A 24,852-nucleotide genomic window follows, 5' to 3' on the forward strand; every position below is an offset into this window, starting at 1 on the left:
TTTCTGCTGGTTGTCGATCTCGGCGTGGCCAGGCAGAGTGACGGCAGGTAGTTGATTGCTCACCGGAGGTGCCGATGGCGCTGAGACCCATCCCCCTGCTCGTCGTCCTGGCCGTGCTCCTGCTCCCGCTGGCAGTACCGGCCGAGGCGGCCCCGCGCCTACCGCACCCGCCACCGACGTCACCGGTCGCGGTCGGCTTCGGCGGCGCCGTGTCCAGTGTGGACGCCGATGCCACCGCCGCGGGGCTTCAGGTGCTGCGCCGCGGCGGCAACGCCGTGGACGCCGCCGTCGCGACCGCCGCCGCACTGGGCGTCACCGAACCGTTCTCCAGCGGCTTCGGCGGCGGTGGATTCCTGGTCTACTACAACGCCCGGACCGGCAACGTGTACACAGTGGACGGTCGGGAGACGGCCCCGGCCGCTGCCCGGGAGGACCTCTTCCTGGAGGATGGAAGAGCGATCCCGTTCGAGGAAGCGGTGACCAGTGGGCTGTCCGTGGGCGTCCCCGGAACACCGGCGACGTGGCAGACCGCGCTGGACCGGTTCGGCACGATGCGGTTACCGGACGTGCTCCGGCCCGCCGAGCGCATCGCCGAGCGCGGGTTCGTCGTCGACGAGCACTTTCGCTCGATGGTGCAGGACAACGCCGCGCGCTTCGCGGCGTTCCCCGCGACCCGTGACCTGTTCATGCCCGGCGGGAGACCGCCGGCGGTCGGCACCGTGCTGAGGAACCCGGATCTGGCGAACACCTATCGCCTGTTCGGGAAGCACGGCCCCGATGTCCTGTACCGCGGTGAGATCGGCCGGGACGTCGTTCGTGCCGTGCAGAACCCGCCGGTGGATCCGGCGGCGGCGCGTATCGTGCGGCCCGGCCGCATGACCGGCGACGACCTTCGCGCCTACCGCACCGTGCTCCGCGAGCCCACCCGGATCCGTTACCGCGGACTGGATATCTACGGCATGGGCCCGCCGTCCTCCGGCGGGACGACCGTGGGCGAGGCACTGAACATCCTGGAGCGCTTCGACCTTCGCGCCATGGACGACACCCAGTACCTTCACCACTTCCTGGAGGCCAGCAAGCTCGCCTTTGCCGACCGCAACCGCTGGGTGGGCGACCCGGCGTTCTCGGACGTGCCCACCCGCGAACTGCTGACGCAACACTTCGCCGACGCCCGTTCCTGTCTGCTGCGGCCCGACCGCGCGCTGGAGGCACCGGTCGCCCCGGGCGATCCACACAGTCCCACACCCTGTGGGAAGTCCGGCCCGGCGGTGCCCAAACCGGACGAGGGTGACAGCACCACTCATCTCACCGTTGCGGACTCGCAGGGCAATGTCGTCGCCTACACGTTGACGATCGAGCAGACCGGGGGCAGCGGAATCGTCGTGCCGGGCCGGGGTTTCCTGCTCAACAACGAGCTGACCGACTTCAACTCGGCACCGATCACGCCTGGCGTGCCCGACCCCAACCTGCCCGGTCCCGGGAAGCGGCCGCGTAGCTCGATGAGCCCCACGATCGTCCTGCAGCACGGGCGGCCGCTGCTCGCTGTCGGCAGCCCCGGCGGGACCACCATCATCACCACCGTGCTGCAGGTGCTCACCGGCCGGTTGGACCGTGGCCTGCCGCTGGTCGACGCGATCGCGGCGCCCAGGGCGAGCCAACGCAACTCCACCGTCACCAGTGCGGAGGCGGACTTCGGTGCCGGCGGGGAACGGGCCGCGCTGGAAGCGCTGGGCCACCGCTTCAAGGTCCGCTCCAGCATCGGCCTGGCGACCGGGGTGGAGCGGCTGCCCGACGGGCGCTGGGTGGCCGCGGCCGAGCGGACCCGTGGCGGGGGCGGGGCGGCCGGCGTCGTGTTCCCCACGTGGTGGCCACCCGGGCACGCCTCCTCGACCCGCTGACGGACCGCCTCAGGGTGGGCGTCATCCCGCGGTATGACGCCCACCCGGCGTGGGCCAGACCGCTGGCTGGCCCCGGTTCCCACCGCAAGCCGATGTGGGTTGACCTGCGGAAACGGGAGAGTGGTGGCAACCGAGCAGGAGAGGAAGGGAGGAAGCCCCCATGGCCGCCACCACGATCGCGATGGCCACCGCCCGCACCGGTGCCGCCACCCCCGCCCCCACCGTCCGCGCCGAGCCCAACCGCGTGCTGGCCGCGCTGCGCACCGCCGGCCGCTTCGCCGGGCACTTCGCGGTCGCCTTGGTCACCGTCTTCGTCGTGGGCGACAGCGAGCTTTGAGACACGAGCCGGCGAAACCGCCGATCGGGTCCTGCCGGCCGCGCCCGTAGACTCTGGGGCACCCCACCACGTCGAAGGGAGCTTCGTGGCCGTCCAGCCGATCCGGCTCTTCGGCGATCCCGTCCTGCGCACCCGCGCCAGCGAGGTCGTCGACTTCGACAAGGAACTGCGCAAGCTCGTTAAGGATCTGTGGGACACCATGGAGGACGACGGCGGCGTCGGGCTGGCCGCCCCGCAGATCGGCGTCAGCCTGCGGGTCTTCACCTACCACTGCGACGGTTTCGCCGGGCACCTGGTCAACCCGAGCTTCGACGTCGTCGGTGACCAGACCCAGGACGGGCCCGAGGGCTGCCTGTCCATCCCCGGGATGAGCTGGAACTGCACCCGGCACCTGCACGTGGTGGCGCGGGGCTGGAACATGCACGGCGAGCCGGTCGAGGTCGAGGGCAGCCAGCTGCTCGCCCGCTGCATCCAGCACGAGACCGATCACCTGGACGGCGTGCTGTTCGTCGACCGGCTCGACGCCCTGACCCGCAAGGCCGCGTTGCGCGCCATCCGCGAGGCCGAGTGGTTCGGCGAGCCGGCGCCGTTGGTCAAGCAGAGCCCCCACCCCCTGTTCGGGAAGGCACGATGAGGCTGGTCTTCGCGGGCACGCCCGCGGTTGCGTTGCCGGCGCTGCAGGCGTTGATCGACTCGCCACGGCACGACGTGGTGGCGGTGGTAACCCGTCCGGACGCCCCGGCCGGCCGTGGCCGGCGCCTGCTGCGCTCCCCGGTCGGAGCGCTCGCCGACGAGCACGACATCGAGGTACTCACCCCGGCCCGCGCCAAGGACCCCGACTTCCGGCAGCGGCTGCGCGAGCTGGCACCGGACTGCTGCCCGGTCGTGGCCTACGGCGCGCTGCTGCCCTCCTCGGCATTGGAGATTCCCCCGCAGGGCTGGGTCAATCTGCACTTCTCCCTGCTTCCGGCCTGGCGGGGCGCCGCACCCGTCCAAGCGGCCATCCGGCACGGCGACGACATCACCGGCGCCAGCACGTTCCGGATCGTGCGCGAGCTCGATGCCGGGCCGGTGTTCGGTGTGGTGACCGAGAAGATCCGGCCCCGCGACACCGCCGGCGAGCTGCTGGACCGGCTGGCCCGCTCCGGCTCGCGGCTGCTGGAGTCCACGATGGACGGTATCGAGGACGGCACGCTGGACCCGCAGGAACAGCCGGCCGACGGCGTCAGCTACGCGCCCAAGGTGACCGTCGAGGACGCGCGGGTCGACCTCACCCAACCCGCCATCGCCGTGGACCGTCTCGTTCGCGCGGTCACCCCGGATCCCGGGGCGTGGGCGGTGTTCCGGGACGAGCGGCTCAAGCTCGGTCCGGTGGAGCCGTCCGATGTGGACGGTCTGGCCCCGGGGGAGCTGCGCGTGGAGAGGCGCCGGGTCCTGGTGGGCACCGCGACCAGCGCGGTGGCGCTCGGCGAGGTCCAGGCGGCGGGCAAGAAGCGGATGGCCGCCACCGACTGGGCACGGGGAAGCCGGATCGAGGCGGGGGAGTACCTGGCATGAGCGAGCACCGCAGGCGCCCGGCGCACCCGCCCCGAGTTCGGCCGCCGCAGCGGCGCACCGGACCACGCCGGCCCCCGATGGCCGACCCCGCCCGGCAGGCGGCACTGGACACCGTCCGTGCCGTCCGCCAGCGCGACGCCTACGCCAACCTGGTCCTGCCACGCCTGCTGCGCGAGCGTCGGATCAGCGGACGGGACGCCGCCCTGGCCACCGAGCTGGCCTACGGCACCTGCCGCGCCCAGGGCCTGCTGGACGCGGTCCTGGACAGGTGCAGCGACCGGCCCCTGCACCAGGTCGACGGCTCGTTGCTGGACGCGCTCCGGCTCGGTGCCTACCAGCTGCTGCGCACGAGGATCCCGGCGCACGCCGCCGTGGCCGCCACCGTGGACCTGGTGCGGGGGGAGCTGGGCTCGGGCGCGTCCGGGTTCGCCAACGCCGTGCTGCGCCGGGTCGCCGAGCGCGACGAGGCCGAGTGGGTGGCCGAGCTGGCCCCTGACCCGACCGAGGACCTCGTCGGCCATCTCGCGCTCGCCCACGCCCACCCGCGCTGGATCACCCAGTCGTTCGCCGACGCGCTCGGTGGTGCCGCCCGCGAGGAGCTGCCCGCCGCCCTGGCGGCCGACGACGCCCGCCCCGCCGTGCACCTGACCGCCCGCCCCGGTGCGGTGACCGCCGAGGAACTGGCGTTGATGAGCGGCGGCGAGGAGGCCCCCTACTCGCCCTACGGCGTGCACCTGGAGCCCGGCGCCGGTGACCCGGCGGACCTGGACCCGGTCCGCGAGGGGCTGGCCACGGTGCAGGACGAGGGCAGCCAGCTGGTGACGCTCGCGCTGACCCGGGTCGAGGTGGCCGGCGCTGACGAGCGGTGGCTGGACCTGTGCGCGGGGCCCGGCGGGAAGGCCGTCCTGCTGGGCGCCCTGGTCGGGATCAACGGTGGGACCCTCGACGCCGTCGAGCGGGCGGCGCACCGCGCCGAACTCGTCCGGAAGGTGACCGGCGACCTGCCGGTGACCGTGCACGTCGCCGACGGTCGGGAGAGCAGGCTACCGGAAGGCGGCTACGACCGGGTGCTGGTCGACGCGCCGTGCACCGGGCTGGGTGCGCTGCGCCGGCGCCCGGAGGCGCGGTGGCGGCGGCAGCCCTCCGATGTGGCCGAACTGACCAAGCTGCAGCGGGAGCTGCTGATGGCCGGGATCCGGCACGCCCGGCCCGGTGGGGTGGTGGCCTACGTGTTGTGCTCGCCGCACCTGTCGGAGACCCTCGGCGTGGTGACCGACGTGGTGCGGCGCTCCGCAAAGGCCGGCTTCGACGTGGAGCAACTCGACGCGCGCCCCTACTTCCCCGGGGTGCCGGAGTTGGGCGATGGGGCGCACGTGCAGCTCTGGCCGCACCGGCACGGCACCGACGCCATGTTCTGCGCCCTGTTCCGTCGTCGCTGATCGCGCCTTCTGTTCCCGCTCAACAGTGCCTTTCGGGTACCTCCGGTGGCGGTTCCACCCGCGCGCACTGGGCAGCCGCGGCTACCCCGACCGCACCCGACCAGCCCGTCACCGCAACGCGAGCCGCGTAATGCCGATCACGCGGCCGTGCGATGTACCAGCCGATGACCTGGGGCGACGCGATCCCGGTACACGGAACATGCCCGGGTGGTGCGCTTAGACTGCGGCCGTGTCAGGCGCCCGTTCCGTTCGTCCGCTGATCGCCCCGAGCATCCTGTCCGCCGACTTCGCCCGGTTGGCCGAGGAGGCCGCCGCCGTGTCCGGCCCGTCCGGCGAGGGCGCGGACTGGCTGCATGTCGACGTCATGGACGCGCACTTCGTGCCGAACCTGACGCTCGGGCTGCCGGTGGTCAAGTCGCTGCGCGCGGCGACCGACATCCCGCTCGACTGCCACCTGATGATCGAGGACCCGGACCGGTGGGCCATCGGCTACGCCGAGGCCGGCGCCTACAACGTCACCGTCCACATCGAGGCGGCCGAGGACCCCGTCAGGATCGCCAAGGACCTGCGGGCCGCCGGGGCGAAGGCCGGGCTGTCCGTCAAGCCAGGCACCCCGCTGGAGCCCTACGTCGAGGTCCTCAAGCACTACGACACGCTGCTGGTGATGTCGGTCGAGCCCGGCTTCGGCGGACAGGAGTTCATCGCCGAGGTGCTGGACAAGGTGCGCACCGCCCGCCACCTCGTCGACACCGGCCACCTCAGACTGGTCATCGAGATCGACGGGGGCATCAACACCGAGACCATCGAGGCCGCGGCCGAAGCGGGGGTGGACTGTTTCGTGGCCGGTTCCGCGGTCTACGGCGCCGACGACCCCGCCCGGGCGGTCCGCGCGCTGCGCGAGCAGGCCGCGCGTGCAGCCGGGGCCCAGGTCTAGGCCGGGCCGTCGCCATGGTCGCCGCCCCCTCGAGCCCAGTGGCCGCCGCCATGGCCCGCGCCGTGACGGCCAGCCGGCTCGTCCAGGGCACCACCAGCCCCAACCCGCCCGTGGGCTGCGTGGTGCTCGACGCGGCCGGCGCGGTGGTCGGCGTCGGCGCGACCCAGCCCCCCGGCGGGCCGCACGCCGAGGTCGTGGCGTTGCGGGCGGCCGGTGACCGGGCCCGGGGCGGCACCGCCGTGGTCACCCTCGAGCCCTGCGCCCACCACGGCCGGACCCCGCCGTGCACCGATGCGCTGCTGGCCGCGGGCGTGGCGACCGTGGTGTACGCCGTGGGCGACCCGTACCCGGAGGCCGCCGGCGGAGCGGACGTGCTGCGCCGTGCCGGCGTACGGGTGGAGTCCGGCCCCCTCGCGCAGGAGATCGAACGCGGCCCGCTGCGGGCCTGGCTGCACTACGCGCGCACCGGAACCCCGCACGTGACCTGGAAGTACGCCGCCACGCTCGACGGTCGCTCCGCGGCCGCCGACGGCACCAGCAAGTGGATCAGCTCCGCCGAGTCGCGGCGGGACGTACACCGGTTCCGGGCCCAGGTCGACGCAATCGTCGCCGGCCGGGGCACCGTGCTGGCCGACGACCCGCAGCTGACCGCCCGTACCCCCGATGGGGGCCTCGCCGAGCGGCAACCGCTGCGCGTGGTGGTCGGCGAGGGTGACCTGCCCCGGGACGCGCGGGTGCTGGACGAGGCCGCCGAGACCATCCACCTGCGCACGAGCGACCCGCGCGAGGTACTGGCCGCGCTCGCCGACCGCGGAGTGGTCGACGTGCTGCTGGAGGGTGGGCCCCGGCTCGCGGGCGCGTTCCTGGCCGCGGGCGGTATACACCGGGTGCTCGCCTATGTTGCGCCCAAGCTGCTCGGCGCCGGCCCGGCCGCGCTCGCCGACGCCGGGGTGGGCACCATCGCCGACGCGGTGGACCTGGGGATCGAGGACGTGACGAGGATCGGGCCGGACGTGCGCATCAGCGCCGTGCCGGTGCGGCGGTGAGGGAGGCAGGGTGTTCACCGGGATCGTGGAGGAACGCGGCGAGGTGCTCGCCGTCGAGCAGCTACCGGACGCGGCCCGGCTGACCGTTTCCGGACCGCTGGTCACCGTCGACGCCAAGCACGGCGACTCGATCGCCGTCAACGGCGTGTGCCTGACGGTCGTGGACGTCGCCGGCGGTGCGTTCACCGCCGACGTGATGGCCGAGACGCTGCGTCGCAGCAGCCTGGCCAAGGTCGGTGCCGGCGACCCGGTGAACCTGGAGCGGGCCGCCGCCGTCGGCCAGCGCCTCGGCGGCCACATCGTGCAGGGCCACGTCGACGGCACCGGCGTGGTGTGGTCCCGCGAGCCCGCCGAGCACTGGGAGCTGATGCGGATCGGGATGCCGGACCGGCTGGCGCGCTACGTGGTGGAGAAGGGCTCCATCGCCGTGGACGGGGTGTCACTGACCGTGGTCGAGGTCGGTGACTCCGAATTCACGGTGAGCCTCATTCCGACCACCCTAGAGCTGACCACGCTCGGCCTGCGCCAGCCCGGTGACCTGGTCAACCTCGAGGTCGACGTGTTGGCGAAGTACGTGGAGCGGCTGGCTGTGCCACACCTCTCAACCATCGATCCCGCGCGGGCGGGGGACAATGGCCCAAGGGTTGGCGGGAGCGAGGAGGCTCGGTGACCGACTTCGACACCATCGAGGACGCGCTGGCGGACGTCGCGGCCGGCAAGCCGGTCGTCGTGGTCGACGACGAGAGCCGGGAGAACGAGGGTGACCTGATCTTCGCGGCGGAGAAGGCCACCCCCGAGCTGCTCGCCTTCATGGTCCGCTACACCTCGGGCTACATCTGCGTGGCGCTGACCGAGGAGGACTGCGTCCGGCTGGACCTGCCGCCGATGTACCACACCAACCAGGACCGGCGCGGCACGGCCTACACCGTGACCGTCGACGCCAAGGAAGGCGTGTCCACCGGCATCTCGGCCGCCGACCGCGCTCACACCATGCGCCTGCTCGCCGACTCCGACGCCACCGCCGCCGACTTCGTCCGCCCCGGCCACGTGGTGCCGCTGCGGGCCAAGGAAGGTGGTGTGCTGCGCCGCGCCGGCCACACCGAGGCAGCCGTCGACCTGGCCCGGATCGCCGGGCTGCGCCCGGCCGGTGCGCTGTGCGAGATCGTCAGCGAGAAGGTGCCCGGTGAGATGGCCCGGCGCGACGAGCTGGCCGTCTTCGCCGCCGACCACGACCTCAGGCTCATCACCATCGCCGACCTCATCGCCTACCGCCGGCGGTTCGAGAAGCAGGTCGAGCGGGTGGCCGAGGCACGCATCCCCACCCGGCACGGCACCTTCCGTGCCATCGGCTACGACAGCCTGCTCGACGGCATCGAGCACATCGCCATGGTCTACGGGGAGGTCGGCGACGGCGAGGACATCCTCGTCCGGGTGCACTCGGAGTGCCTAACCGGCGACGTGTTCGGTTCGCTGCGCTGCGACTGCGGGCCGCAGCTGGACGCCGCGCTGGAACGGGTCGCCGAGGAGGGCCGGGGCATCGTGCTCTACATCCGCGGCCACGAGGGCCGCGGCATCGGCCTGATGCATAAGCTGCAGGCGTACCAGTTGCAGGACACCGGGCACGACACGGTGGAAGCCAACCTGGCGCTGGGCATGCCGGCCGACGCCCGCGACTACGGCACCGGCGCGCAGATCCTTGCCGACCTGGGCGTGCGGTCGATGCGGCTGCTCACCAACAACCCCGCCAAGCGGGTCGGCCTGGAAGGCTATGGTTTGGCCGTGTCCGGCCGCGTTCCGCTGCCCGTCCGCCCGAACCCGGAGAACCTGCGGTACCTGCGGACCAAACGGGACCGGATGGGACACGATCTGCATCACCTGGAGCAGGACGGCACCGACGGCGTGCCCAGGACCGGAGGAGGAGCCACCGCATGAGCGGCGAGGGCCGTCCCGATCTCGACCTTCCGGACTGCTCGGGGCTGCGCCTGGCCGTCGCCGCGACCCGATGGCACCCCAGGATCACCGACACCCTGCTGGAGCGCGCGTTGGCCGCCGCGAAGGCGGCCGGGATCTCCCGGCCCACCGTTGTCCGGGTGCCGGGTGCGATGGAGCTGCCGGTGGTGTGCCAGGAGCTGGCGCGCCGGCACGACGCGGTGGTCGCGCTGGGCGTGGTGATCCGTGGTGGCACCCCGCACTTCGAGTACGTCTGCGACGCGATGATCGCCGGGCTCACCCGGGTGGGCCTGGACGAGTCGACACCGATCGGCAACGGCGTGCTGACCTGTGACACCGAGGACCAGGCGCTGGCCCGCTGCGGCCTGCCCGACTCGGTGGAGGACAAGGGTTTCGAGGCGTGCGTGGCGGCCCTGGACTCGGCGCTCGTGCTCCGGGGGCTGCGGTCGGGGGCGGAGGCGAACCGATGAGCGGGACGGCGTCGCGCCTCGTGGTACGGCCGCGGCGGGTGCGGGTGGTGGCCAGCGGGGCCGCGCTGCTCCTGCTCGTCGTGTTCACCGTGGTCGCCCTGCTGCTGCGCAACACCCCGACCGGCGTCTACTTCCGCACCTCCGACCAGGTCGCCATGGTCGGCGTAGGGGTGTTGCTCGCGGCCGGCGCGATGTTGTTCGCCCGGCCGCGGGTGCGGGCCGACGCCGAAGGTGTGGAGGTCCGCAACCTCGTCAACACCCAGCGCTACCCGTGGTCGCTGGTGCGCGCGGTGAGCTTCCCGGACGGCTCGTCCTGGGCCCGGCTGGAGCTGCCCGACGACGAGTACGTGCCGATGATGGCCATCCAGTCCGCCGACGGGCACCACGCGGTCCAGGCGATGCGGGCGCTGCGCGAGCTGCACCGTTCAGCCGTCCAGGACTGACCCTCCGCCGGCCCCGCGTTGTGGCCGCGGAAGCCGGAAATATGCCCGCACCGTCGTCCCACCCGCGCCGGTGTGCAGGCGGACCAGGTCGGACAGGTGGTTGACGAGCAACAGGCCGCGACCGCCGGCCCGGCTCGGCGGGACGGGGATACGTCCCGCCAACGGATCGGTGATGCACCCGTGGTCGCTGACCTCGCACACCAGGTACGTATCGGCGGTCCACAGCCGCAGGGTTCCCACACCGCCGCCGTGGTCGATGCTGTTGGCGAGCAGCTCCGTGGCGACCAGCTCGAGGTCGGCGACCCGGTCCCCGGTCAGCCCGGCCGCACCGGCCCGCTCGCGCACCAGGTACCGCGCCCGGGCGAGGTGGAGGGCACCGACCGTCATTGCCACGGCCGCGGGCGGCTCCGGGAAAGGGCGGTTGTAGGTGTTGACGATGTCCTTCGGCGCGTAGGAGTCGCTGGCCCGCTGCCCCGTGCCGTCCAGCAGCGTGGGGTGGGTCGCCTCGGCGTCGGCCAGCACCCGGGGGTGCAGCCCCGCGGCGTCGTAGGGGCACAGGATCGTCACGTCCCGGCCGGCGAAGGCGAAGTTGATCAATGCCTCGTGCTGTACGCAGGCCGGGTACTCCAGGTCGGAACGGCTCGGCCAGATCGGCTCGCCGATGATCCGTACCCGCTTGCCCCGGTGCGCGTCGGTGAACGCCCGCAGCACGCCGGGAATGATGCGGCCCGGGTTGCGCCCGGCCTCACCCATGTCCATCAACCGCACCCGCTCGGCATCCCGGCCGAGCTCGGCGCGCAGCCGCTCCAGGTTGCCCCGGGGCACCGCCACCGCCACCGGCTCGCCCGCCGCCAACCCCTCGCGGACGAAGGGCACGGTGTGCTCCAGGTACTCCACGGTGTCCCGGTAGAACAACGCCGGGTGGACGAACCGGTCGGTCGCCGAGGAGCTGGCGTCCATCACGCCTCCTCCTCGATCACGACGGCCTCCAGCCCGACCGGCCGGACCAGGTCAACCGCTCACCGCGGGGCCCGGGGCGGCGGTACAGCACGCCCGCCTCGCGACGCGGCGACACGTAGCGACTCGCCCACGACCCCGTCCGGCGACTCCCGGGTCGCCGGGTCGTGGACACGAGGCATGTTCGCTGGCCCCCACTGTCACGGGCGCCTCCCACAGCCAGGTACCGCGGACGTCTCCCGCAGACTATCCAGCCTTCTTGATCAATACGCCCGGACCGGGCCAAGAAGGTGGCGCGAGGCTGCTGGCATGCCCTGCGCCGGGGCCGGCACCGTGACGATCCGCCAGGGACGATCCGCCAGGCGTGCGGGTGTGCGGCCGGACACAGCGGCGGCTGGGGGACAATGGAAAGGCTGTACAGGTACGGGCAGGGGAGTGATGGTGGCGATCACGGGTGCGACGGCGGATCGGGAGCACGGGGTGCGCCTCGGCGACATTCTGCTGCGCAACCGGCTGGTGACCTCGTCCAGCCTGCTGGGCTACGGCGTCGCGAACGTGCCGGTGTTCCGCTGGGGAATGAGCCCGATCTCGAACTTCGTGCCGCTGTCGAGGTTCGGTGCGGTCACCACCCGCACCCTCACCGTGGAGCCGCGCGACGGCCACTTCACCGTGCGGGACGACTGGAAGCTCACCGAGCTTCCCGGCCTGCTACGGCGGTACCTGCGGGTGCTCCGGCACACCGACGGCGGCTGGCTGAACGCCTTCGGCTGGTGCAACGTCGGCATCGACGCCTACCTGCGCGACTACTACCCCCGCACCCGCGACCAGCGCACGATCATTTCACTCGGCGGGTTCTCCACCGAGGAGTTCGTGACCCTGGTCGACAAGGTCAACGCGGCGGTGCCGGCCGGCGAGATCGCGGCCGTGGAGTTCAACGTCTCCTGCCACAACGTCAACTTCGACTTCAACCAGATCATCGAGTCGGTGCTGGCCGAGGCCGTGCCGCGCAGCAACCACCCGGTGATCCTCAAGCTCTCCCCGGACTACGACTACCTCGCCCACGCCCGGCTCGCCGCCCGGCATGGCGTGTCCGCGCTGACCGCCATCAACACCGTGAAGGCGTTGCGGCTGGACCCGGAGACGGGGGAGCCGTGGCTGAAGAACCGCTTCGGCGGGCTGTCCGGGCGGGCCATCAAGCCGATCGCGCTGCGAGTGATCGCGGAGCTGCGGGACGCGGGCGTGACCCTGCCGATCATCGGCACCGGCGGCATCCGCACGTTCGACGACTGCCGGGAGTTCTTCTGGGCCGGTGCGGACGCGGTCAGCCTCGGCAGCGCCAGCTGGTTCGCCCACCCACACCTGGGTTACGCGCTCGCGCCACTTGCCGGTCTCCGGATCCGGCGCCTGCTCCACAAGATCGACCGATACCCTCCGCCGCCCCGCTGACCGGGCCGGTTGCGCGGCCATGCAGCAGTCGGCCGCGGACCAGCTTCGCCAGCTGCCCTTCTCGACGGGCGAGGAAACCCGGTCTAGGTTGCCCGGCATGGAAATTCGCCTGGGAGAGCTCACCTTCGACGTGCTCGTCGGCGGCCCCGAAGACGGAAACCCCGTGTTACTGCTGCACGGTTTCCCGGAGACCGCGCAGTCCTGGGATCTGGTGACGACGGAACTGAACCGGGCCGGCCTGCGCACCATCGCGCCGAACCAGCGTGGTTACTCGCCCGGTGCCCGCCCCACCGACGTCGACGCCTACCGGATGCACCACATCGTCGGTGACGCCCTCGGCATCCTCGACGCTCTGAACATCCAGTCGGCACACGTGGTCGGCCACGACTGGGGTGCGGTGGTGGCCTGGTCACTCGCGATCGGCCAACCGGACCGGGTGCGCAGCCTGGTCGCGATTTCCGTGCCCCATCCGAACGCGTTCTCCTGGGCCTACCACAACGACCCGGACCAGCAGGAGCGGTCCTGGTACATCAGCTTCTTCCGGCAGGAAGGCAAGGCCGAGGAGAAACTTCTCGCCGATGACGCCCAAGTCCTGCGCCGGGCCTTCGATCCACTCCCGGACGAGCGGATCGCGCCCCACCTGGCCGCCATGCGGGAACCCGGGGCGCTGACCGCCGCCCTGAACTGGTACCGCGCGTCCAACCTGGACGAGGTCAGCCTGCCACCGGTCGAGGTGCCGACAACCTATGTCTGGAGCGACGGGGACCGCGCTCTCGGTCCGGCCGGGGCGATGCGGTGCGGTGACCACGTCACCGGTCCGTATCGCGCCGTGGAACTGGCCGGGGTGAGCCACTGGATCCCCGACGAGCGGCCCGACGCCGTCGTGGAAGCGGTGCTGGACCGGGTCGGTTAGCCGGCGCACCTCGCCGCCGGGACGACCGGGCGGCGGGACCTTCGGTCCGGAACCGGGCGTCAGCCGGACCGGGCGCTGTCGCGGGTGGCGCCGGCCGGCCAGACCACCCGGACCGGGACGCCACGGATCCGGGCGTGGGCGACCACGTCCGCGGTGCCACCGGTGCCGCTGGCGGGCTGGCCGTCCCAGACCGCGAGCACCCGGTCGACCGACGACACCATTTCCTTGCTGGCCGCCAGATACGCCCGCCGCTCGGACCGGGGAAACGGCAACACCCGCACCGACGACGCCGCGGCCACCAGCGAGTCGAACTCCGCCCGGTGCCGCGGCGCCAGCCGGGACCGGTAGTCGCTGGCCGGCAGGACCGCCTCCAGCCGCCCGCCCAGATCCAGCACGACCCGGGCGAAGACCTGATCGGCACCGGGCGCGAGGCAGCTCACCCCGACCAGCTCCCGCGTCGGCGGATCGGCCAACGCGTCCCGCAACGCCCGACGCACGACGGGCAGGCAGCCCGACACGAGGTTGGAGTGTCCGGTAATCCCGACGCGCACCAACCACACCCTCCCGACCCCACGGGCCGACAACGCGGACAACGTTGTCGGCCCGTGGCCACTCAATGCTCGTCCGGGGCCGCCCCCGGAGCCTCTATGCGGAAACTACGGTGCGGATAGCGTCCCGGGTCTCGCGCACCGCCGCCACCTGGCGATAGCGACTCGTCTCCCGGGAGAAGTCCTGCAGCTTGCGCAGCACCCGTCCCGAACGCAGCTTCGCCGCCGTGGGCAGCACGCCCTGGACCAGCTCGCAGGCGCCCTCCGGCTCGCCCATCACGACGCGGGTCCTGGCCAGCCCGATCACGTCGAAGGCGCGGTTGCGGACCTTGGCCGGGTGGCGCAGGGCCAGCGCCCGGTGGATGTGCGGCGCCGCCAGCCGCGCCTGCCGCGGATCGTGTCGGGCCAGGTCGCGCATCCTGGCCCCGATCACGCCCTCCAGCTCCGCCTCGTCGAAGTTGTCCAGCCATACCGGTTCGGCCGCGGGATCGCGGGCGGCGAAGCACTCCTGCGCCAACCCCACCGCCCGGTGGAACTCCGCGACCCGGCCCATCTGTGCATACGCCCACGCCTCCCGGGTGAGCAGCAACGCCCGCAACGTCGGGGTGGCCGTGCGCCGCGTCCCGTACTGGCCCAGCTGCACCAGCTCCAGCCCGTCCTCGGGCCGGCCCAGGTCGAACATCTGCCGGGCCATCGCGGCCAGGCAGCAGGCCGCGAACGGGTCGTTGCGGCCGGCCTTGGCCATCCGCACGGCCAGCACGTAGTACCGCTGCGCCGCGTGGTGCATCCCGGCGTCCCACGACATCGTCGCCACGATCTTGGACAGCTCGGCGCCCACGAAGAACGCCCGCTCCGTGGTCGGCCCGGCCGGGGCCCGGCGCAGCCGGTCGGCCAGCTCGTTGAGCTGGCCGAGCACCGCCTTGCGGGCCAGGCCCAGCCCGCCGCGCAGGCTCCAGTCCCGCAGGCCGGCCGCGACCCGTTGCAACGCGGCCAGCTCGTCCTCGTTGATCACCGGTCCCGCGGCCCACCTGGCCAGCGGCTGCAACGGGTTGAGCCACCGCTGCATCGACTCCACCAGGACCGGTCCCACCGCCACCGCGGCCGCTCCGGTGAGCGCCGCACGTCTGCTGATCGCCAAGTCGCTCCTCGTCGTCTCCTCGACCGATCGAGCAACGTTCGGCGCGTCCCACGGCGCACCGAGCACGTCGGGGACGTCCGCGGCGGAGACCTCGTCCGGACGGGGCGCCCCCGCCCGGTCGAACCACAACTTCTCCGCCGGGATGCCGAGCACCTCGGCGAAGTGCCGCAGCTTGTCCATCCGGTCGATCGGGTTCTGGCCGTTCTCGTACCTCGACAGCTGGGCCTGGCTGATGCCCAACCAGGCGGCCAGCCGGTCCTGGGTGATCCGGTGGACGTGGTGCGGGTGGTGGCGGTAGGCGGCGAGCAGCGCACCCATGTCCTGGTCCGCGAACGCCTCGGCGAGGGCGGGGTGGTCCCAGAACGAGTCCGGGAGCTTCGGTGGGCCGCCCACTTCGGGGCGCGCGTTTCGCCGGCACCGGTGACACAGCCGGTCCGGGTTGTCCGCGGCGATCAGTGCTCCACACGGGCAGACGCGCTTGGCGCTGGACCTTGGTAATCCGATCGGTTGCATGGCGCTGCCCCCGTAACTGATCGTGTACGCAGTGTAAGCACTGCTCAGGGGGTGTCCATGCATGTCGTGCATGAAACGCAGCCCAGGCTGGGTCCGGCGGCGATGCGTCCCGTGTATCGGACGCACCCACCCGACGTGTGGAACGGGCGACCGCTGCGGCGCACGCTGTGCGCCGGCGGACGGTGATCGGGAAGACCTGTCGGTCACCGGCCGCCGACCACCACCTGACTCCCACACCGGGAAGGTGCCCATGATGCGGAGCGCAACCAGTGCCGTCGAGAGCACGGTGACGCCGGAGGAGTCCGGCATGGAGCGCGGCTTGGCCGATGTCGCGGCGAGCTACGCGCGGTTGATGGGATGGCCGGTAGTCGTCAGCGACAACGGCATCCTGCTGCCGCTGAGCCCGGCGAGCACCGCCCTGACGATGCCCGAGCACCTCGGGCAGGGCGTGCTGGCCGGCCTGAAGGCCCGCATGCTCGCCGGGCCGGTGCTGGCCCTACCCGGGCCACAGCCGCGCTGGGTGTTCCTCGCCGAGCTGGTTGCCCTGCTGCCGACCCAGCTGACCAGCCCCTTCGAGGTGCAGTTCGTGCGTGCCCCGCACCAGGTGCTGCTGCCGCCGACGCAGACCACCCACGGGCCGGTGCGCTGGGCCAACCCGCCCACGCCCAGCCGGCGGTGGTTCCCGCCGTTCACCGCGGTGTTGGCGATCGCCCGGATGGTCGCCACCGAACGGTGAGCACGCCCTCGGCTCCCCGCCGGCCGCCGAGCCGGATCCGGCGGGAGCACGAGGTGTGGTGTGGCCGAACCGGCTCCCGCCGGGACCCCGGACCCGGCGGGTCCCTGCCATGCCGCCCGCCCGGGACCCGACGCGATTTCCCGCCTTCTTCGCGGCCTGGAACACGCCGTTGTTCGCGGGGCGCCGATCGCGTTCTGTGCGTCGTGACCCGCGACGTTCCTATGGGTCGGCGGTCCCGTCGCGAAAGCGAGGCCCCGGTGCGGGAGGTGGGTCCGTCAGGGCTGGGGTTCCGGGCTCGACGGTAGGGCCGGCCACTCGGCGGCCCGTCCCGCGTCGGCCAGACCCACCCCGCACTGCCGCAGGAATGCCGGCCCGCACGAGCCCGGGATGGGACGGACCGAGTCCTCGATGATGTCCTTGACCAGGAAGCCGGGCCAGCGCTCGAGCAACAACGCCGCGAGCCCGGCCACGTGCGGTGTCGCCATGCTCGTGCCCTGGTAGTACGCCCAGGCCGGGGCCTTCGGCGTGGTCTCGCCGGTGTTCAGCGTCGACAGCACCCCGTTGCGTGGGTCCTCAGCGGTCTCCCCGCCGGGAGCCGCAACGTCGACACCCTGCCCGCGCGCCCCGAAGTTGGAGTAGGACGCTTTGTCCCCCACCCGGTTCAACGCCGCCACGACGATTTTCCGCGCGGGGCAGTTGGCGGGCGACGAGTTGGTGATCGGGGTATTGCTGTTGCCCGCCGCCACCACCGACACCATGTCCCGTTGCGCGGCGAATCGAAGTGCCTCGTTCATCATCGGCGGGCAGGCCCCGTTCCCACCGAGGCTGAGGTTGATCACGTCCGCCGGGTCGGGGTTCCTGGGCACGTCGGGCACCTTTCCCCCGGCTGCCCACACGATCGCGTCGGCGACGTCGGCGTCCGTCCCACCGCACAACCCGAGCACCCGCAGGTGCTGGATCCGGGCCTCCGGTGCCACCCCCGCCACCCCGAAGCCGTCGTTCGTCACGGCCCCGACCGTTCCCGCGACATGGGTACCGTGCCAGCTGCTCGGGGCACCCGGGTCGTCCGGGCTGCACTCCCTGGGCGCGTGCCAGTCGCCCTCGTCGGACGGGTCGGGATCGCGCCCGTCACCGTCGCGGGCCATCTTGGGGTCGGAGACGAAGTCGTAACCCGACACCATCTTGGCGTCCAGGTCCGGGTGGCGGGTCCGGCCCGTGTCCACCACCGCGACCGTCACGTCACGCCCCAACAACCCATCGGCCCACGCCGGCGGCAGGTTGAGCGCCGCGGGTTCGAGGCTCACCTCGTGGTAGTGCCACTGCCACGGGTAGAGGGGATCGTTGGGGAACTGTCGCGCAGCCACATCCCACGGGGACGGCGGCGGCACCCGGAAGTTCGGCTCGACCAGCTCGACATCCTGATGCCGCGCGATCTCCCGCATCGCGCGCACCGCGTCAGCGCGCCCGAGCGGGCCGGCGCCCCGGACCAGTACGCGACGCAAGGAGAGCGGGACCACCGCGGACAGCGGCACCCTGCTGTTGGCGGGGAGCGCCTCCTGTGCGGCTCGGAGATCCCCTGCGGCCGCCGGGCTCTGCTCGCGGTACTTGACGATGAAGCCGTCGAACGGCCTCTCGGCGTCGAGACCGTCGGTGTACACCTTCCCGTCGGTCGGCTCCGGGGTCGCTGAGGGGACACCGAGGGGCACGAACAAGGTCGCGATCACGGCCGCGGCGGCACCGGCGGCGGCGCTGGTGAGCTTCGGCATGGCACGGTCTCCCTCTCCCGGCGCGAGCTGGCATCGAGGGGCGGTGTGCGGTGGCCTCGTCGAACCGGGCCGGGACTCGAACACTCCCGCCGGTGGCGGCAGCCCTGACGCCAGCCGCGGGGACGGCCGGCGGTGGGCGCCGGGGGCGGGCACGGTCCCTGTCCTGGTGAAGTTCTCACGCTTCAGAACCCTCTGACCGTAAGTAACCCACGAGGGAGGCTGCAGCGCGGAGCAGAAGAAAGAACACGAAAAGGCGACGACAGGGATTCCCGACGAAACGGACCCGGTGCGGGCGATACGGCTGACCAGCGTGAGCGACGCACGACTCGCCGCAGCAGGGCGGACTCCCACCGCCCGCGAGTGCCTCCCAAGATCGGTGGAAGACCCCCACCGAGCGATGGATGACAGCCCTCCGCCGTAGGCTGAAGGCGTGGCCGACCCGTCGACCTACCGCCCCGCGCCCGGCACCATCCCCGACGCGCCAGGCGTGTACAAGTTCCGCGACGCGGCCGGCCGGGTGATCTACGTCGGGAAGGCCAAGAGCCTGCGCGGTCGGCTCTCCTCCTACTTCGCCGACCTGGCCACGCTGCACCCGCGCACCCGGCAGATGGTCACCACGGCCGCCGCGGTGGAGTGGACCGTGGTGTCCACCGAGGTCGAGGCCCTGCAGCTGGAGTACTCCTGGATCAAGGAGTTCGACCCCAGGTTCAACGTCCGCTACCGCGACGACAAGTCCTACCCGGTGCTGGCGGTCACGCTGCACGAGGAGTTCCCGCGGTGGCACGTCTACCGCGGCCCGCGGCGCCGCGGCGTCCGCTACTTCGGCCCGTACGCGCACGCCTGGGCCATCCGCGAGACGTTGGACCTCCTGCTGCGCGTGTTCCCGTCCCGCACCTGCTCGGCCGGGGTGTTCAAGCGGCACCACCAGATGGGCCGGCCCTGCCTGCTCGGCTACATCGACAAGTGCTCCGCGCCGTGCGTCGGGCGGGTCACCGCCGAGCAGCACCGGGACATCGTCGAGGACTTCTGCGACTTCCTCGGTGGCCGTACCGACCGGATGGTGCGTCGCCTGGAACGGGAGATGGCCGAGGCGTCCGAGGCGCTGGAGTTCGAGCGAGCCGCCCGGCTGCGCGACGACATCGGTGCGCTGCGCCGGGCGATGGAGAAGCAGGCCGTCGTGCTCGGCGACGGGACGGATGCCGACGTCGTCGCCTTCGCCCAGGACGAGCTGGCCGCCGCCGTCCAGGTGTTCCACGTGCGTGACGGCCGGGTGCGCGGCCAACGCGGCTGGGTGATCGACAAGGTCGAGGAGGTCGACACCCCCGGCCTGGTCGCCCAGTTCCTCGCCCAGTTCTACGGCGAGCAGGCCACCCTCGCCGAGCAGTCCGACACCGGCGGGTCCAGCCCGGTGCCGCGTGAGGTACTGGTGCCCGAGCTGCCCGCGGACGTCGACACCCTCACCGCGTGGCTGGAGGAGCTGCGCGGCGGCCGGGTCAGCCTCCGGGTTCCGCAGCGCGGGGACAAGCGGGCGCTGCTGGAGACGGTGGCTCGCAACGCCACCGAGGCGTTCGCCCAGCACAAGCTCCGCCGGGCCGGCGACCTGACCGCCCGCTCCGCTGCCCTGCAGGAGCTGCAGGACGCGCTGGGGCTGGAAACCGCACCCTTGCGCATCGAGTGTGTGGACGTCAGCCACGTCCAGGGCAGCGATGTCGTCGCCTCGCTCGTGGTGTTCGAGGACGGGCTGCCGCGCAAGTCGGAGTACCGTCGCTTCGCCATCCGCGAGGGCGCGGAGCGCGGTGACGTAGGCTCGATCGCCGAGGTCGTACGACGCCGCTTCACCGCCTACCTTCACCAGACCGAGGGGACCGACAGCGGTGGTCGCGCCGGCCTGGACCCGGAGACCGGACGGCCGCGCAAGTTTGCGTACCCACCCAACCTGCTCGTGGTGGACGGCGGTGCGCCGCAGGTGGAGGCGGCCGCCGACGTCCTGGCCGACCTCGGCGTCACCGACGTCGCCGTGGTGGGACTGGCCAAGCGGCTGGAGGAGGTCTGGGTGCCCGGGGAAGCCGACCCGGTCATCCTGCCCCGCACCAGCGAGGCGCTGTACCTGCTGCAGCGGGTGCGCGACGAGGCGCACCGGTTCGCCATCAGCTACCACCGGCAGAAGCGGTCGAAGCGGATGACGACCTCGGCGCTGGACGACGTCCCCGGCCTGGGGGAGGCGCGCCGCGCGGCCCTGCTCCGGCACTTCGGGTCGGTGCGCAAGCTGAGGCAGGCCAGCGTTGACGAGATCAGCGCGGTTCCCGGGGTGGGCCGGCGAACCGCGGAAGCCGTGCTCGCCGCCCTCGGTGGGGCGGGCGGCGACACGCAGCAAGCGAGCTCGGGCCCGGCCGGAGGCGGCCGGGCGGAACCGGGAGGGTGAGTGAGCGGGGAGAAGGCGGGCATCGAGGTCGCCGTGGTGTCGGGGCTGTCCGGCGCCGGGCGCAGCACCGCGGCCAAGTGCCTGGAGGACCTGGGCTGGTTCGTGGTGGACAACCTGCCACCGGAGCTGATCTCGACCATGGTGGAGCTGGGCGCCACCTCCAGGGGTGCCATCACCCGGGTCGCGGTGGTGATGGACGTGCGCAGCCGGGCGTTCACCGCGGACCTGGCCGCGGTGATCAAGGACCTGGACGCACGCGGCTACAAGCCCAAGGTGTTGTTCCTGGAGGCCACCGACGCGGTGCTCATCCGCCGCTTCGAGTCGGTCAAGCGCAGCCACCCGCTGCAGGCCGAGGGTCGGCTGGCCGACGGCATCGACGCCGAGCGCAAGCTGCTGGCGCCGCTGCGCGAGGAGGCCGACCTGGTGCTGGACACCAGCGGCCTGTCCGTGCACCAGTTGCGGGCCAAGATCGAGGACACTTTCGGCAGCGAGGCCAGTACCCGCACCCGGGTGACCGTGCTGTCCTTCGGCTACAAGTACGGGCTGCCCATGGACGCCGACCTCGTCATGGACGTGCGGTTCCTGCCCAACCCGTTCTGGATCCCTGAGCTGCGCGAGCAGAGCGGCCTGGACGAGGAGGTCCGCAACTACGTGCTCTCCCAGGAGGGCGCGGAGGAGTTCCTGGACCGCTACCACGAGCTGCTGCGGCTCATCGGCGCCGGCTACCGCAGGGAGGGCAAGCGGTACCTGACGCTCGCCGTCGGGTGCACCGGTGGTAAGCACCGCAGTGTGGCGATCTCGGAGGAACTGGCCGGCCGGTTGGCCACGGAGGACGGAATGGCGGTCAAGGTCGTACACCGCGACCTGGGGCGCGAGTGAGGAACCGCGAGTGAGGAACGGCGACAAGCGCCGCGGTGGGACGGACGGGCAACTGCGGGCGGTGGCGCTCGGCGGCGGGCACGGCCTGCAGGCGACGCTCGGCGCGTTGCGCCGCATCACCGACGACGTCACCGCGGTCGTGACCGTGGCCGACGACGGTGGCTCGTCCGGCCGGCTGCGCCGCGAGCTGAACCTGCTACCACCCGGCGACCTGCGCAAAGCCCTCGCCGCACTGGCCGATGACGGCAACGGGCAGCTGTGGTCGCGGGTCTTCCAGCACCGGTTCGGCGGGAGCGGTGCACTGGCCGGCCACGCCGTGGGCAACCTGGTGTTGGCCGGTTTGCTGGAGGTGCTCGGCGACCCGGTGGCGGTGCTCGACGAGGCACGTCGCCTGCTCGGTGTGCGTGGCCGGGTGCTACCGATGTCCCGGGAGCCGCTGGACATCGAGGCCGACGTGACCGGGCTGGACGAGGACGCGGCCGCCGTGCGTCGGATCCGCGGGCAGGTCGCGGTGGCGACCACACCGGGGCAGGTGCAGCGCGTGCGGCTCCTGCGTGCCGACGACCCCGGCGCCGTACCGCGCGCCTGCCCGGAGGCGGTGCGCGCGGTGCTCGACGCCGACGTCGTGTTGTTGGGCCCCGGCTCGTGGTTCACCAGCGTGCTGCCGCACCTGATGGTCCCGGAGCTACAGGACGCGTTGGTCGAGACCGCGGCGCGCCGGGTGGTCGTGCTGAACCTGGCGCCGCAGCCGGGGGAGACCGCCGGGTTCTCCCCGGAGCAGCACCTGCACGTGCTGGCCGGGCACGCGCCCCGGCTCCGCGTGGACGCGGTGGTGGCCGACCGGTCCTCGGCGCCCACCCCGGACCGGCTGCGGCGGGCGGCCGCGGAGCTGGGTGGACGTACCGTGTTTGCTCCGGTGACCGCGCCCGGGAGCGCGGCACGCCACGATCCGGAGGCGTTGGCGGTGGCCCTGCACCGGGCCTTCGGCATCGGCCCGGACGCGCCGGGCGCCGACGACGCGCCCCCGTTATCCGGGCCCAGCCCCGCCGCCGTTACCGCCGAAGGAGAGGAAGACACCCCGTGGCGATGACCTCAGCGGTCAAGGACGAGCTGAGCCGCCTGACCGTGACCAAGACCTGCTGCCGTCGCGCCGAGGTGTCCTCGCTGCTGCGGTTCGCCGGCGGCCTGCACATCGTCGCCGGGCGGGTCGTGGTCGAGGCCGAGTTGGACACGGGATCGACGGCGCGGCGGCTGCGCAAGGAGATCCACGAGCTGTTCGGGCACACCTCGGACGTGCACGTGATCACCTCCGGGGGCCTGCGCAAGGGCACCCGGTACGTGGTGCGCGTGGTCAAGGACGGGGAGGGCCTGGCCCGGCAGACCGGCCTGCTCGACCCGCGGGGCCGGCCGGTGCGCGGCCTGCCGGCGCACGTGGTGTCGGGCGGGGTGTGCGACGCCGAGGCGGCCTGGCGGGGCGCGTTCCTGGCGCACGGCTCGCTGACCGAGCCCGGGCGCTCCAGCGCGATGGAGGTGACCTGCCCCGGACCGGAGGCGGCGTTGGCGCTGGTGGGCGCGGCGCGGCGGCTGGGGATCCAGGCCAAGTCGCGGGAGGTGCGTGGTGCGGACCGGGTGGTGGTGCGCGACGGCGACGCGATCGGCGCGCTGCTGACCCGGCTGGGAGCGCACTCCAGCGTGCTGGCCTGGGAGGAGCGCCGGATGCGGCGCGAGGTGCGGGCGACCGCCAACCGGCTGGCCAACTTCGACGACGCCAACCTGCGGCGCTCGGCGCGGGCCGCGGTCGCGGCGGCGGCCCGGGTGGGCCGCGCCCTGGAGATCCTCGGCGACCAGGCACCGGACCACCTGGCTGCGGCCGGGCAACTGCGGCTCACCCACCGGCAGGCGTCGCTGGAGGAGCTGGGGCAGCTGGCCGATCCGCCGATGACCAAGGACGCGGTGGCCGGCCGGATCCGCCGGCTGCTGGCCATGGCCGACAAGCGCGCCCGCGAGCTGGGCGTGCCCGACACCGAGTCCGCGGTCACCCCGGAGATGCTCGAGGCCGAGGTATGAGGCGGACCTCGATTCCCCGCCGGTGCAACGGAGATCGTTGAGCTCGGCTCCTTCTTGATCAGGTCACCGGGGGTGCGTGGTCGGGATGGCGGTGATCGAAGCCGCGCCGGTGGTGGTACCCGTTGCGGCGGAACCAATCCAGGACGGTGCGGTTCTCGTTGACGGGGACCGGATTGCCGCGGTGGGGGAGCGGCGCGAGCTGTGCGCGGCCCATCCCGGCGTTGTGGTACGGAAGTGGCGCGGCGTCCTCACTCCTGGCCTGGTGAACGCACACACGCACCTGCAGTACACCGATTTCGCCGGGCTGGCTTCGCTTCGGACGTCTTTCTACCGCTGGCTGGCCCAGGTCGGTGAGCGGCGGACGGGCTTCACCGATCCGATGTGGATCGCCAGCGCCCAGCGCGGAATCGAGGCGCTGCTCCGAAGTGGAACGACGGCAGCCGCCGACATCGTCACCGAACCCGTTGTGCTGGAACCGACTGCGCGCTCGGGGCTGGCTGGCATCTCCTACCTGGAGGTGGTCGTCGCCGACGACGAGCGCTGGGCGCGAACCAAACGGGATCAGCTCCTTCGCGGTCTGGACAGTGTGCCAGAAGGTCGTGCCGTGGGTGTGTCGCCGCACACGCTCTACACCGTTGGCACCGAGGTGTTCCGTGCGCTTGCGAAGCTGAGTCGGGCACGCGGCCTGCGGATGCACCCGCACCTGGCCGAGAGTGCCGACGAGGTGCGGTACGTGCGCGACGGTGCCGGGCCATTGGCTGATATCGCAAGGACATCGGGCTGTTCCTTCGAGCTGTCCGGTGTCGGTACGCAACGCACCCCGACCGCACAGATGGCTTTCCTCGAGGCGCTGGGCGCGGATACCCATGTGGCGCACGGTGTTCACTGCGACGCCGCTGACCGTGCTCTGTTGCGTGAGTACGGTGCCAGCGTGGCGTTGTGTGCCCGCTCCAACGCGACCTTGGGGGTTGGGGACCCGCCAGTGGCGGCCTATCTGGCGGAGGGTTCCCCGATCGCGATCGGCACGGATTCGCTTGCCTCCAGCCCTTCGCTGGATCTGTTGGAGGAAGCGCGTGCTCTTCGCGATCTGGCGCGGCGGCAGGGGTATGTGGGCTCCGATCTCGACCGGCGGATCATCGACGCCGCCACGCGTGGCGGCGCGGTTGCCATGGGCGCCAACGACTTCGGCGTGCTCACCCCCGGCTCGCGCGCGGACCTGGCTGTCTTCGACGTGCCGGTCGACTCGGATCCCCACCGCGCCCTGATCGACCACGGCGCCGGCCGCTGTACCGCCACCATCCTCGCCGGCCACCTCGTTCACCACGCCACCGCCAGCCCTCGGTAAGGCGGCCGGGTCCAGGCTGCCTCTCGTCACGTTTCGTAGCGGCACTCG

General features: G+C 72.5%; 23 protein-coding genes. 19 read left to right on the plus strand and 4 right to left on the minus strand.

The features are described from left to right. Nucleotides 1-74: 74 nt before the first annotated feature. From ggt to IEY55_RS22925, 11 genes are all read left to right on the plus strand, one after another. Entirely contained in the window at nt 75-1,898 is a 1,824-nt protein-coding gene (gene ggt, locus IEY55_RS22875) for a gamma-glutamyltransferase (protein ID WP_189060592.1), read from the plus strand. 160 nt (nt 1,899-2,058) lie between these two features. Continuing rightward, nucleotides 2,059-2,235 carry a hypothetical protein gene (locus tag IEY55_RS22880; RefSeq protein ID WP_189060593.1) on the plus strand — a complete coding sequence of 59 codons (177 nt, stop codon included), beginning with the start codon at nt 2,059-2,061 and terminating at the stop codon, nt 2,233-2,235. A gap of 85 nt (nt 2,236-2,320) precedes the next feature. Continuing rightward, the gene (gene def, locus IEY55_RS22885; protein WP_189060594.1) at nt 2,321-2,869 is read left to right on the plus strand and encodes a peptide deformylase; all 549 of its coding nucleotides are present in this window, start codon (nt 2,321-2,323) and stop codon (nt 2,867-2,869) included. Further along, nucleotides 2,866-3,792: a methionyl-tRNA formyltransferase gene (gene fmt, locus IEY55_RS22890; RefSeq protein ID WP_189060595.1), complete on the plus strand. Its 927-nt coding sequence runs from the start codon at nt 2,866-2,868 to the stop codon at nt 3,790-3,792. The genes def and fmt overlap by 4 nt, the downstream gene beginning before the upstream one ends. Next, complete coding sequence (locus tag IEY55_RS22895; protein WP_189060596.1) at nt 3,789-5,231, plus strand: RsmB/NOP family class I SAM-dependent RNA methyltransferase; 1,443 nt, start codon at nt 3,789-3,791, stop codon at nt 5,229-5,231. Before fmt ends, IEY55_RS22895 begins: the two co-directional genes overlap by 4 nt. Nucleotides 5,232-5,487: 256 nt before the next feature. Continuing rightward, nucleotides 5,488-6,165 carry a ribulose-phosphate 3-epimerase gene (gene rpe / locus IEY55_RS22900; RefSeq protein WP_189060631.1) on the plus strand — a complete coding sequence of 226 codons (678 nt, stop codon included), beginning with the start codon at nt 5,488-5,490 and terminating at the stop codon, nt 6,163-6,165. A gap of 38 nt (nt 6,166-6,203) precedes the next feature. Then, on the plus strand, nt 6,204-7,211 hold the full coding sequence (ribD, locus tag IEY55_RS22905) for a bifunctional diaminohydroxyphosphoribosylaminopyrimidine deaminase/5-amino-6-(5-phosphoribosylamino)uracil reductase RibD (protein WP_373290048.1): 1,008 nt from the start codon (nt 6,204-6,206) through the stop codon (nt 7,209-7,211). A 10-nt stretch (nt 7,212-7,221) separates the two neighbouring features. Further along, entirely contained in the window at nt 7,222-7,881 is a 660-nt protein-coding gene (locus IEY55_RS22910) for a riboflavin synthase (protein WP_189060598.1), read from the plus strand. Next, nucleotides 7,878-9,143, plus strand: coding sequence for a bifunctional 3,4-dihydroxy-2-butanone-4-phosphate synthase/GTP cyclohydrolase II (locus tag IEY55_RS22915; RefSeq protein ID WP_189060599.1), 1,266 nt, complete (start codon nt 7,878-7,880; stop codon nt 9,141-9,143). Before IEY55_RS22910 ends, IEY55_RS22915 begins: the two co-directional genes overlap by 4 nt. Further along, entirely contained in the window at nt 9,140-9,631 is a 492-nt protein-coding gene (gene ribH / locus IEY55_RS22920; protein ID WP_189060600.1) for a 6,7-dimethyl-8-ribityllumazine synthase, read from the plus strand. Before IEY55_RS22915 ends, ribH begins: the two co-directional genes overlap by 4 nt. Next, the gene (locus IEY55_RS22925) at nt 9,628-10,074 is read left to right on the plus strand and encodes a PH domain-containing protein (RefSeq protein ID WP_189060601.1); all 447 of its coding nucleotides are present in this window, start codon (nt 9,628-9,630) and stop codon (nt 10,072-10,074) included. Before ribH ends, IEY55_RS22925 begins: the two co-directional genes overlap by 4 nt. Here the strand turns inward: IEY55_RS22925 and IEY55_RS22930 are convergent. Next, complete coding sequence (locus tag IEY55_RS22930; protein WP_189060602.1) at nt 10,057-11,034, minus strand: anti-sigma factor RsbA family regulatory protein; 978 nt, start codon at nt 11,032-11,034, stop codon at nt 10,057-10,059. The two genes, IEY55_RS22925 and IEY55_RS22930, sit on opposite strands and share 18 nt — an antisense overlap. Before the next feature lie 438 nt (nt 11,035-11,472). Between IEY55_RS22930 and IEY55_RS22935 the strand changes: the two genes are divergently transcribed. Together IEY55_RS22935 and IEY55_RS22940 are read left to right on the plus strand one after the other, a co-directional pair. After that, nucleotides 11,473-12,477, plus strand: coding sequence for a beta/alpha barrel domain-containing protein (locus IEY55_RS22935; RefSeq protein WP_229686651.1), 1,005 nt, complete (start codon nt 11,473-11,475; stop codon nt 12,475-12,477). A gap of 97 nt (nt 12,478-12,574) precedes the next feature. Beyond that, a complete protein-coding gene (locus IEY55_RS22940; RefSeq protein WP_189060604.1) occupies nt 12,575-13,390 on the plus strand; it encodes an alpha/beta fold hydrolase in 816 nt (271 codons plus the stop codon). Between the two features lie 59 nt (nt 13,391-13,449). Here the strand turns inward: IEY55_RS22940 and IEY55_RS22945 are convergent, their stop codons facing one another. Next, a complete protein-coding gene (locus tag IEY55_RS22945) occupies nt 13,450-13,941 on the minus strand; it encodes a hypothetical protein (protein ID WP_308424777.1) in 492 nt (163 codons plus the stop codon). A gap of 94 nt (nt 13,942-14,035) precedes the next feature. Then, nucleotides 14,036-15,469 carry a helix-turn-helix domain-containing protein gene (locus IEY55_RS22950; RefSeq protein ID WP_229686652.1) on the minus strand — a complete coding sequence of 478 codons (1,434 nt, stop codon included), beginning with the start codon at nt 15,467-15,469 and terminating at the stop codon, nt 14,036-14,038. A 373-nt stretch (nt 15,470-15,842) separates the two neighbouring features. Between IEY55_RS22950 and IEY55_RS22955 the strand changes: the two genes are divergently transcribed. Next, nucleotides 15,843-16,325 carry a hypothetical protein gene (locus tag IEY55_RS22955; RefSeq protein WP_229686653.1) on the plus strand — a complete coding sequence of 161 codons (483 nt, stop codon included), beginning with the start codon at nt 15,843-15,845 and terminating at the stop codon, nt 16,323-16,325. 275 nt (nt 16,326-16,600) lie between these two features. Here the strand turns inward: IEY55_RS22955 and IEY55_RS22960 are convergent, their stop codons facing one another. Then, on the minus strand, nt 16,601-18,091 hold the full coding sequence (locus tag IEY55_RS22960) for a S8 family serine peptidase (RefSeq protein ID WP_189060607.1): 1,491 nt from the start codon (nt 18,089-18,091) through the stop codon (nt 16,601-16,603). Between the two features lie 430 nt (nt 18,092-18,521). On the opposite strand from IEY55_RS22960, the gene uvrC reads away from it, so the two are divergent. The 5 genes from uvrC to IEY55_RS22985 all read left to right on the plus strand — a co-directional run bounded on the left by uvrC (nt 18,522) and on the right by IEY55_RS22985 (nt 24,804). Next, complete coding sequence (gene uvrC, locus IEY55_RS22965; RefSeq protein WP_189060608.1) at nt 18,522-20,513, plus strand: excinuclease ABC subunit UvrC; 1,992 nt, start codon at nt 18,522-18,524, stop codon at nt 20,511-20,513. A gap of 21 nt (nt 20,514-20,534) precedes the next feature. Then, nucleotides 20,535-21,392: an RNase adapter RapZ gene (gene rapZ, locus IEY55_RS22970; protein WP_189060633.1), complete on the plus strand. Its 858-nt coding sequence runs from the start codon at nt 20,535-20,537 to the stop codon at nt 21,390-21,392. A 52-nt stretch (nt 21,393-21,444) separates the two neighbouring features. Next, a complete protein-coding gene (locus tag IEY55_RS22975; RefSeq protein ID WP_189060634.1) occupies nt 21,445-22,482 on the plus strand; it encodes a gluconeogenesis factor YvcK family protein in 1,038 nt (345 codons plus the stop codon). Beyond that, nucleotides 22,473-23,459, plus strand: a complete 987-nt coding sequence (gene whiA / locus IEY55_RS22980; protein ID WP_189060609.1) for a DNA-binding protein WhiA — start codon at nt 22,473-22,475, stop codon at nt 23,457-23,459. Before IEY55_RS22975 ends, whiA begins: the two co-directional genes overlap by 10 nt. 85 nt (nt 23,460-23,544) lie before the next feature. Further along, complete coding sequence (locus tag IEY55_RS22985; RefSeq protein WP_189060610.1) at nt 23,545-24,804, plus strand: amidohydrolase family protein; 1,260 nt, start codon at nt 23,545-23,547, stop codon at nt 24,802-24,804. Nucleotides 24,805-24,852: the final 48 nt, after the last annotated feature.

Origin of the sequence: Longimycelium tulufanense (genome assembly GCF_014645795.1) — a bacterium.
GTDB classification, from domain to species: domain Bacteria; phylum Actinomycetota; class Actinomycetes; order Mycobacteriales; family Pseudonocardiaceae; genus Longimycelium; species Longimycelium tulufanense.

What these genes read in the sequence shown, in the direction of transcription:
- IEY55_RS22925 (WP_189060601.1), top strand. Translation starts at nt 9,628, where the DNA reads ATGAGCGGGACGGCGTCGCGCCTCGTGGTACGGCCGCGGCGGGTGCGG.
- IEY55_RS22940 (WP_189060604.1), top strand. Translation starts at nt 12,575, where the DNA reads ATGGAAATTCGCCTGGGAGAGCTCACCTTCGACGTGCTCGTCGGCGGC.
- IEY55_RS22880 (WP_189060593.1), top strand. Translation starts at nt 2,059, where the DNA reads ATGGCCGCCACCACGATCGCGATGGCCACCGCCCGCACCGGTGCCGCC.
- fmt (WP_189060595.1), top strand. Translation starts at nt 2,866, where the DNA reads ATGAGGCTGGTCTTCGCGGGCACGCCCGCGGTTGCGTTGCCGGCGCTG.
- ggt (WP_189060592.1), top strand. Translation starts at nt 75, where the DNA reads ATGGCGCTGAGACCCATCCCCCTGCTCGTCGTCCTGGCCGTGCTCCTG.
- IEY55_RS22895 (WP_189060596.1), top strand. Translation starts at nt 3,789, where the DNA reads ATGAGCGAGCACCGCAGGCGCCCGGCGCACCCGCCCCGAGTTCGGCCG.
- IEY55_RS22985 (WP_189060610.1), top strand. Translation starts at nt 23,545, where the DNA reads ATGGCGGTGATCGAAGCCGCGCCGGTGGTGGTACCCGTTGCGGCGGAA.
- ribH (WP_189060600.1), top strand. Translation starts at nt 9,140, where the DNA reads ATGAGCGGCGAGGGCCGTCCCGATCTCGACCTTCCGGACTGCTCGGGG.
- IEY55_RS22955 (WP_229686653.1), top strand. Translation starts at nt 15,843, where the DNA reads ATGCGGAGCGCAACCAGTGCCGTCGAGAGCACGGTGACGCCGGAGGAG.
- IEY55_RS22960 (WP_189060607.1), bottom strand. Translation starts at nt 18,091, where the DNA reads ATGCCGAAGCTCACCAGCGCCGCCGCCGGTGCCGCCGCGGCCGTGATC.
- IEY55_RS22930 (WP_189060602.1), bottom strand. Translation starts at nt 11,034, where the DNA reads ATGGACGCCAGCTCCTCGGCGACCGACCGGTTCGTCCACCCGGCGTTG.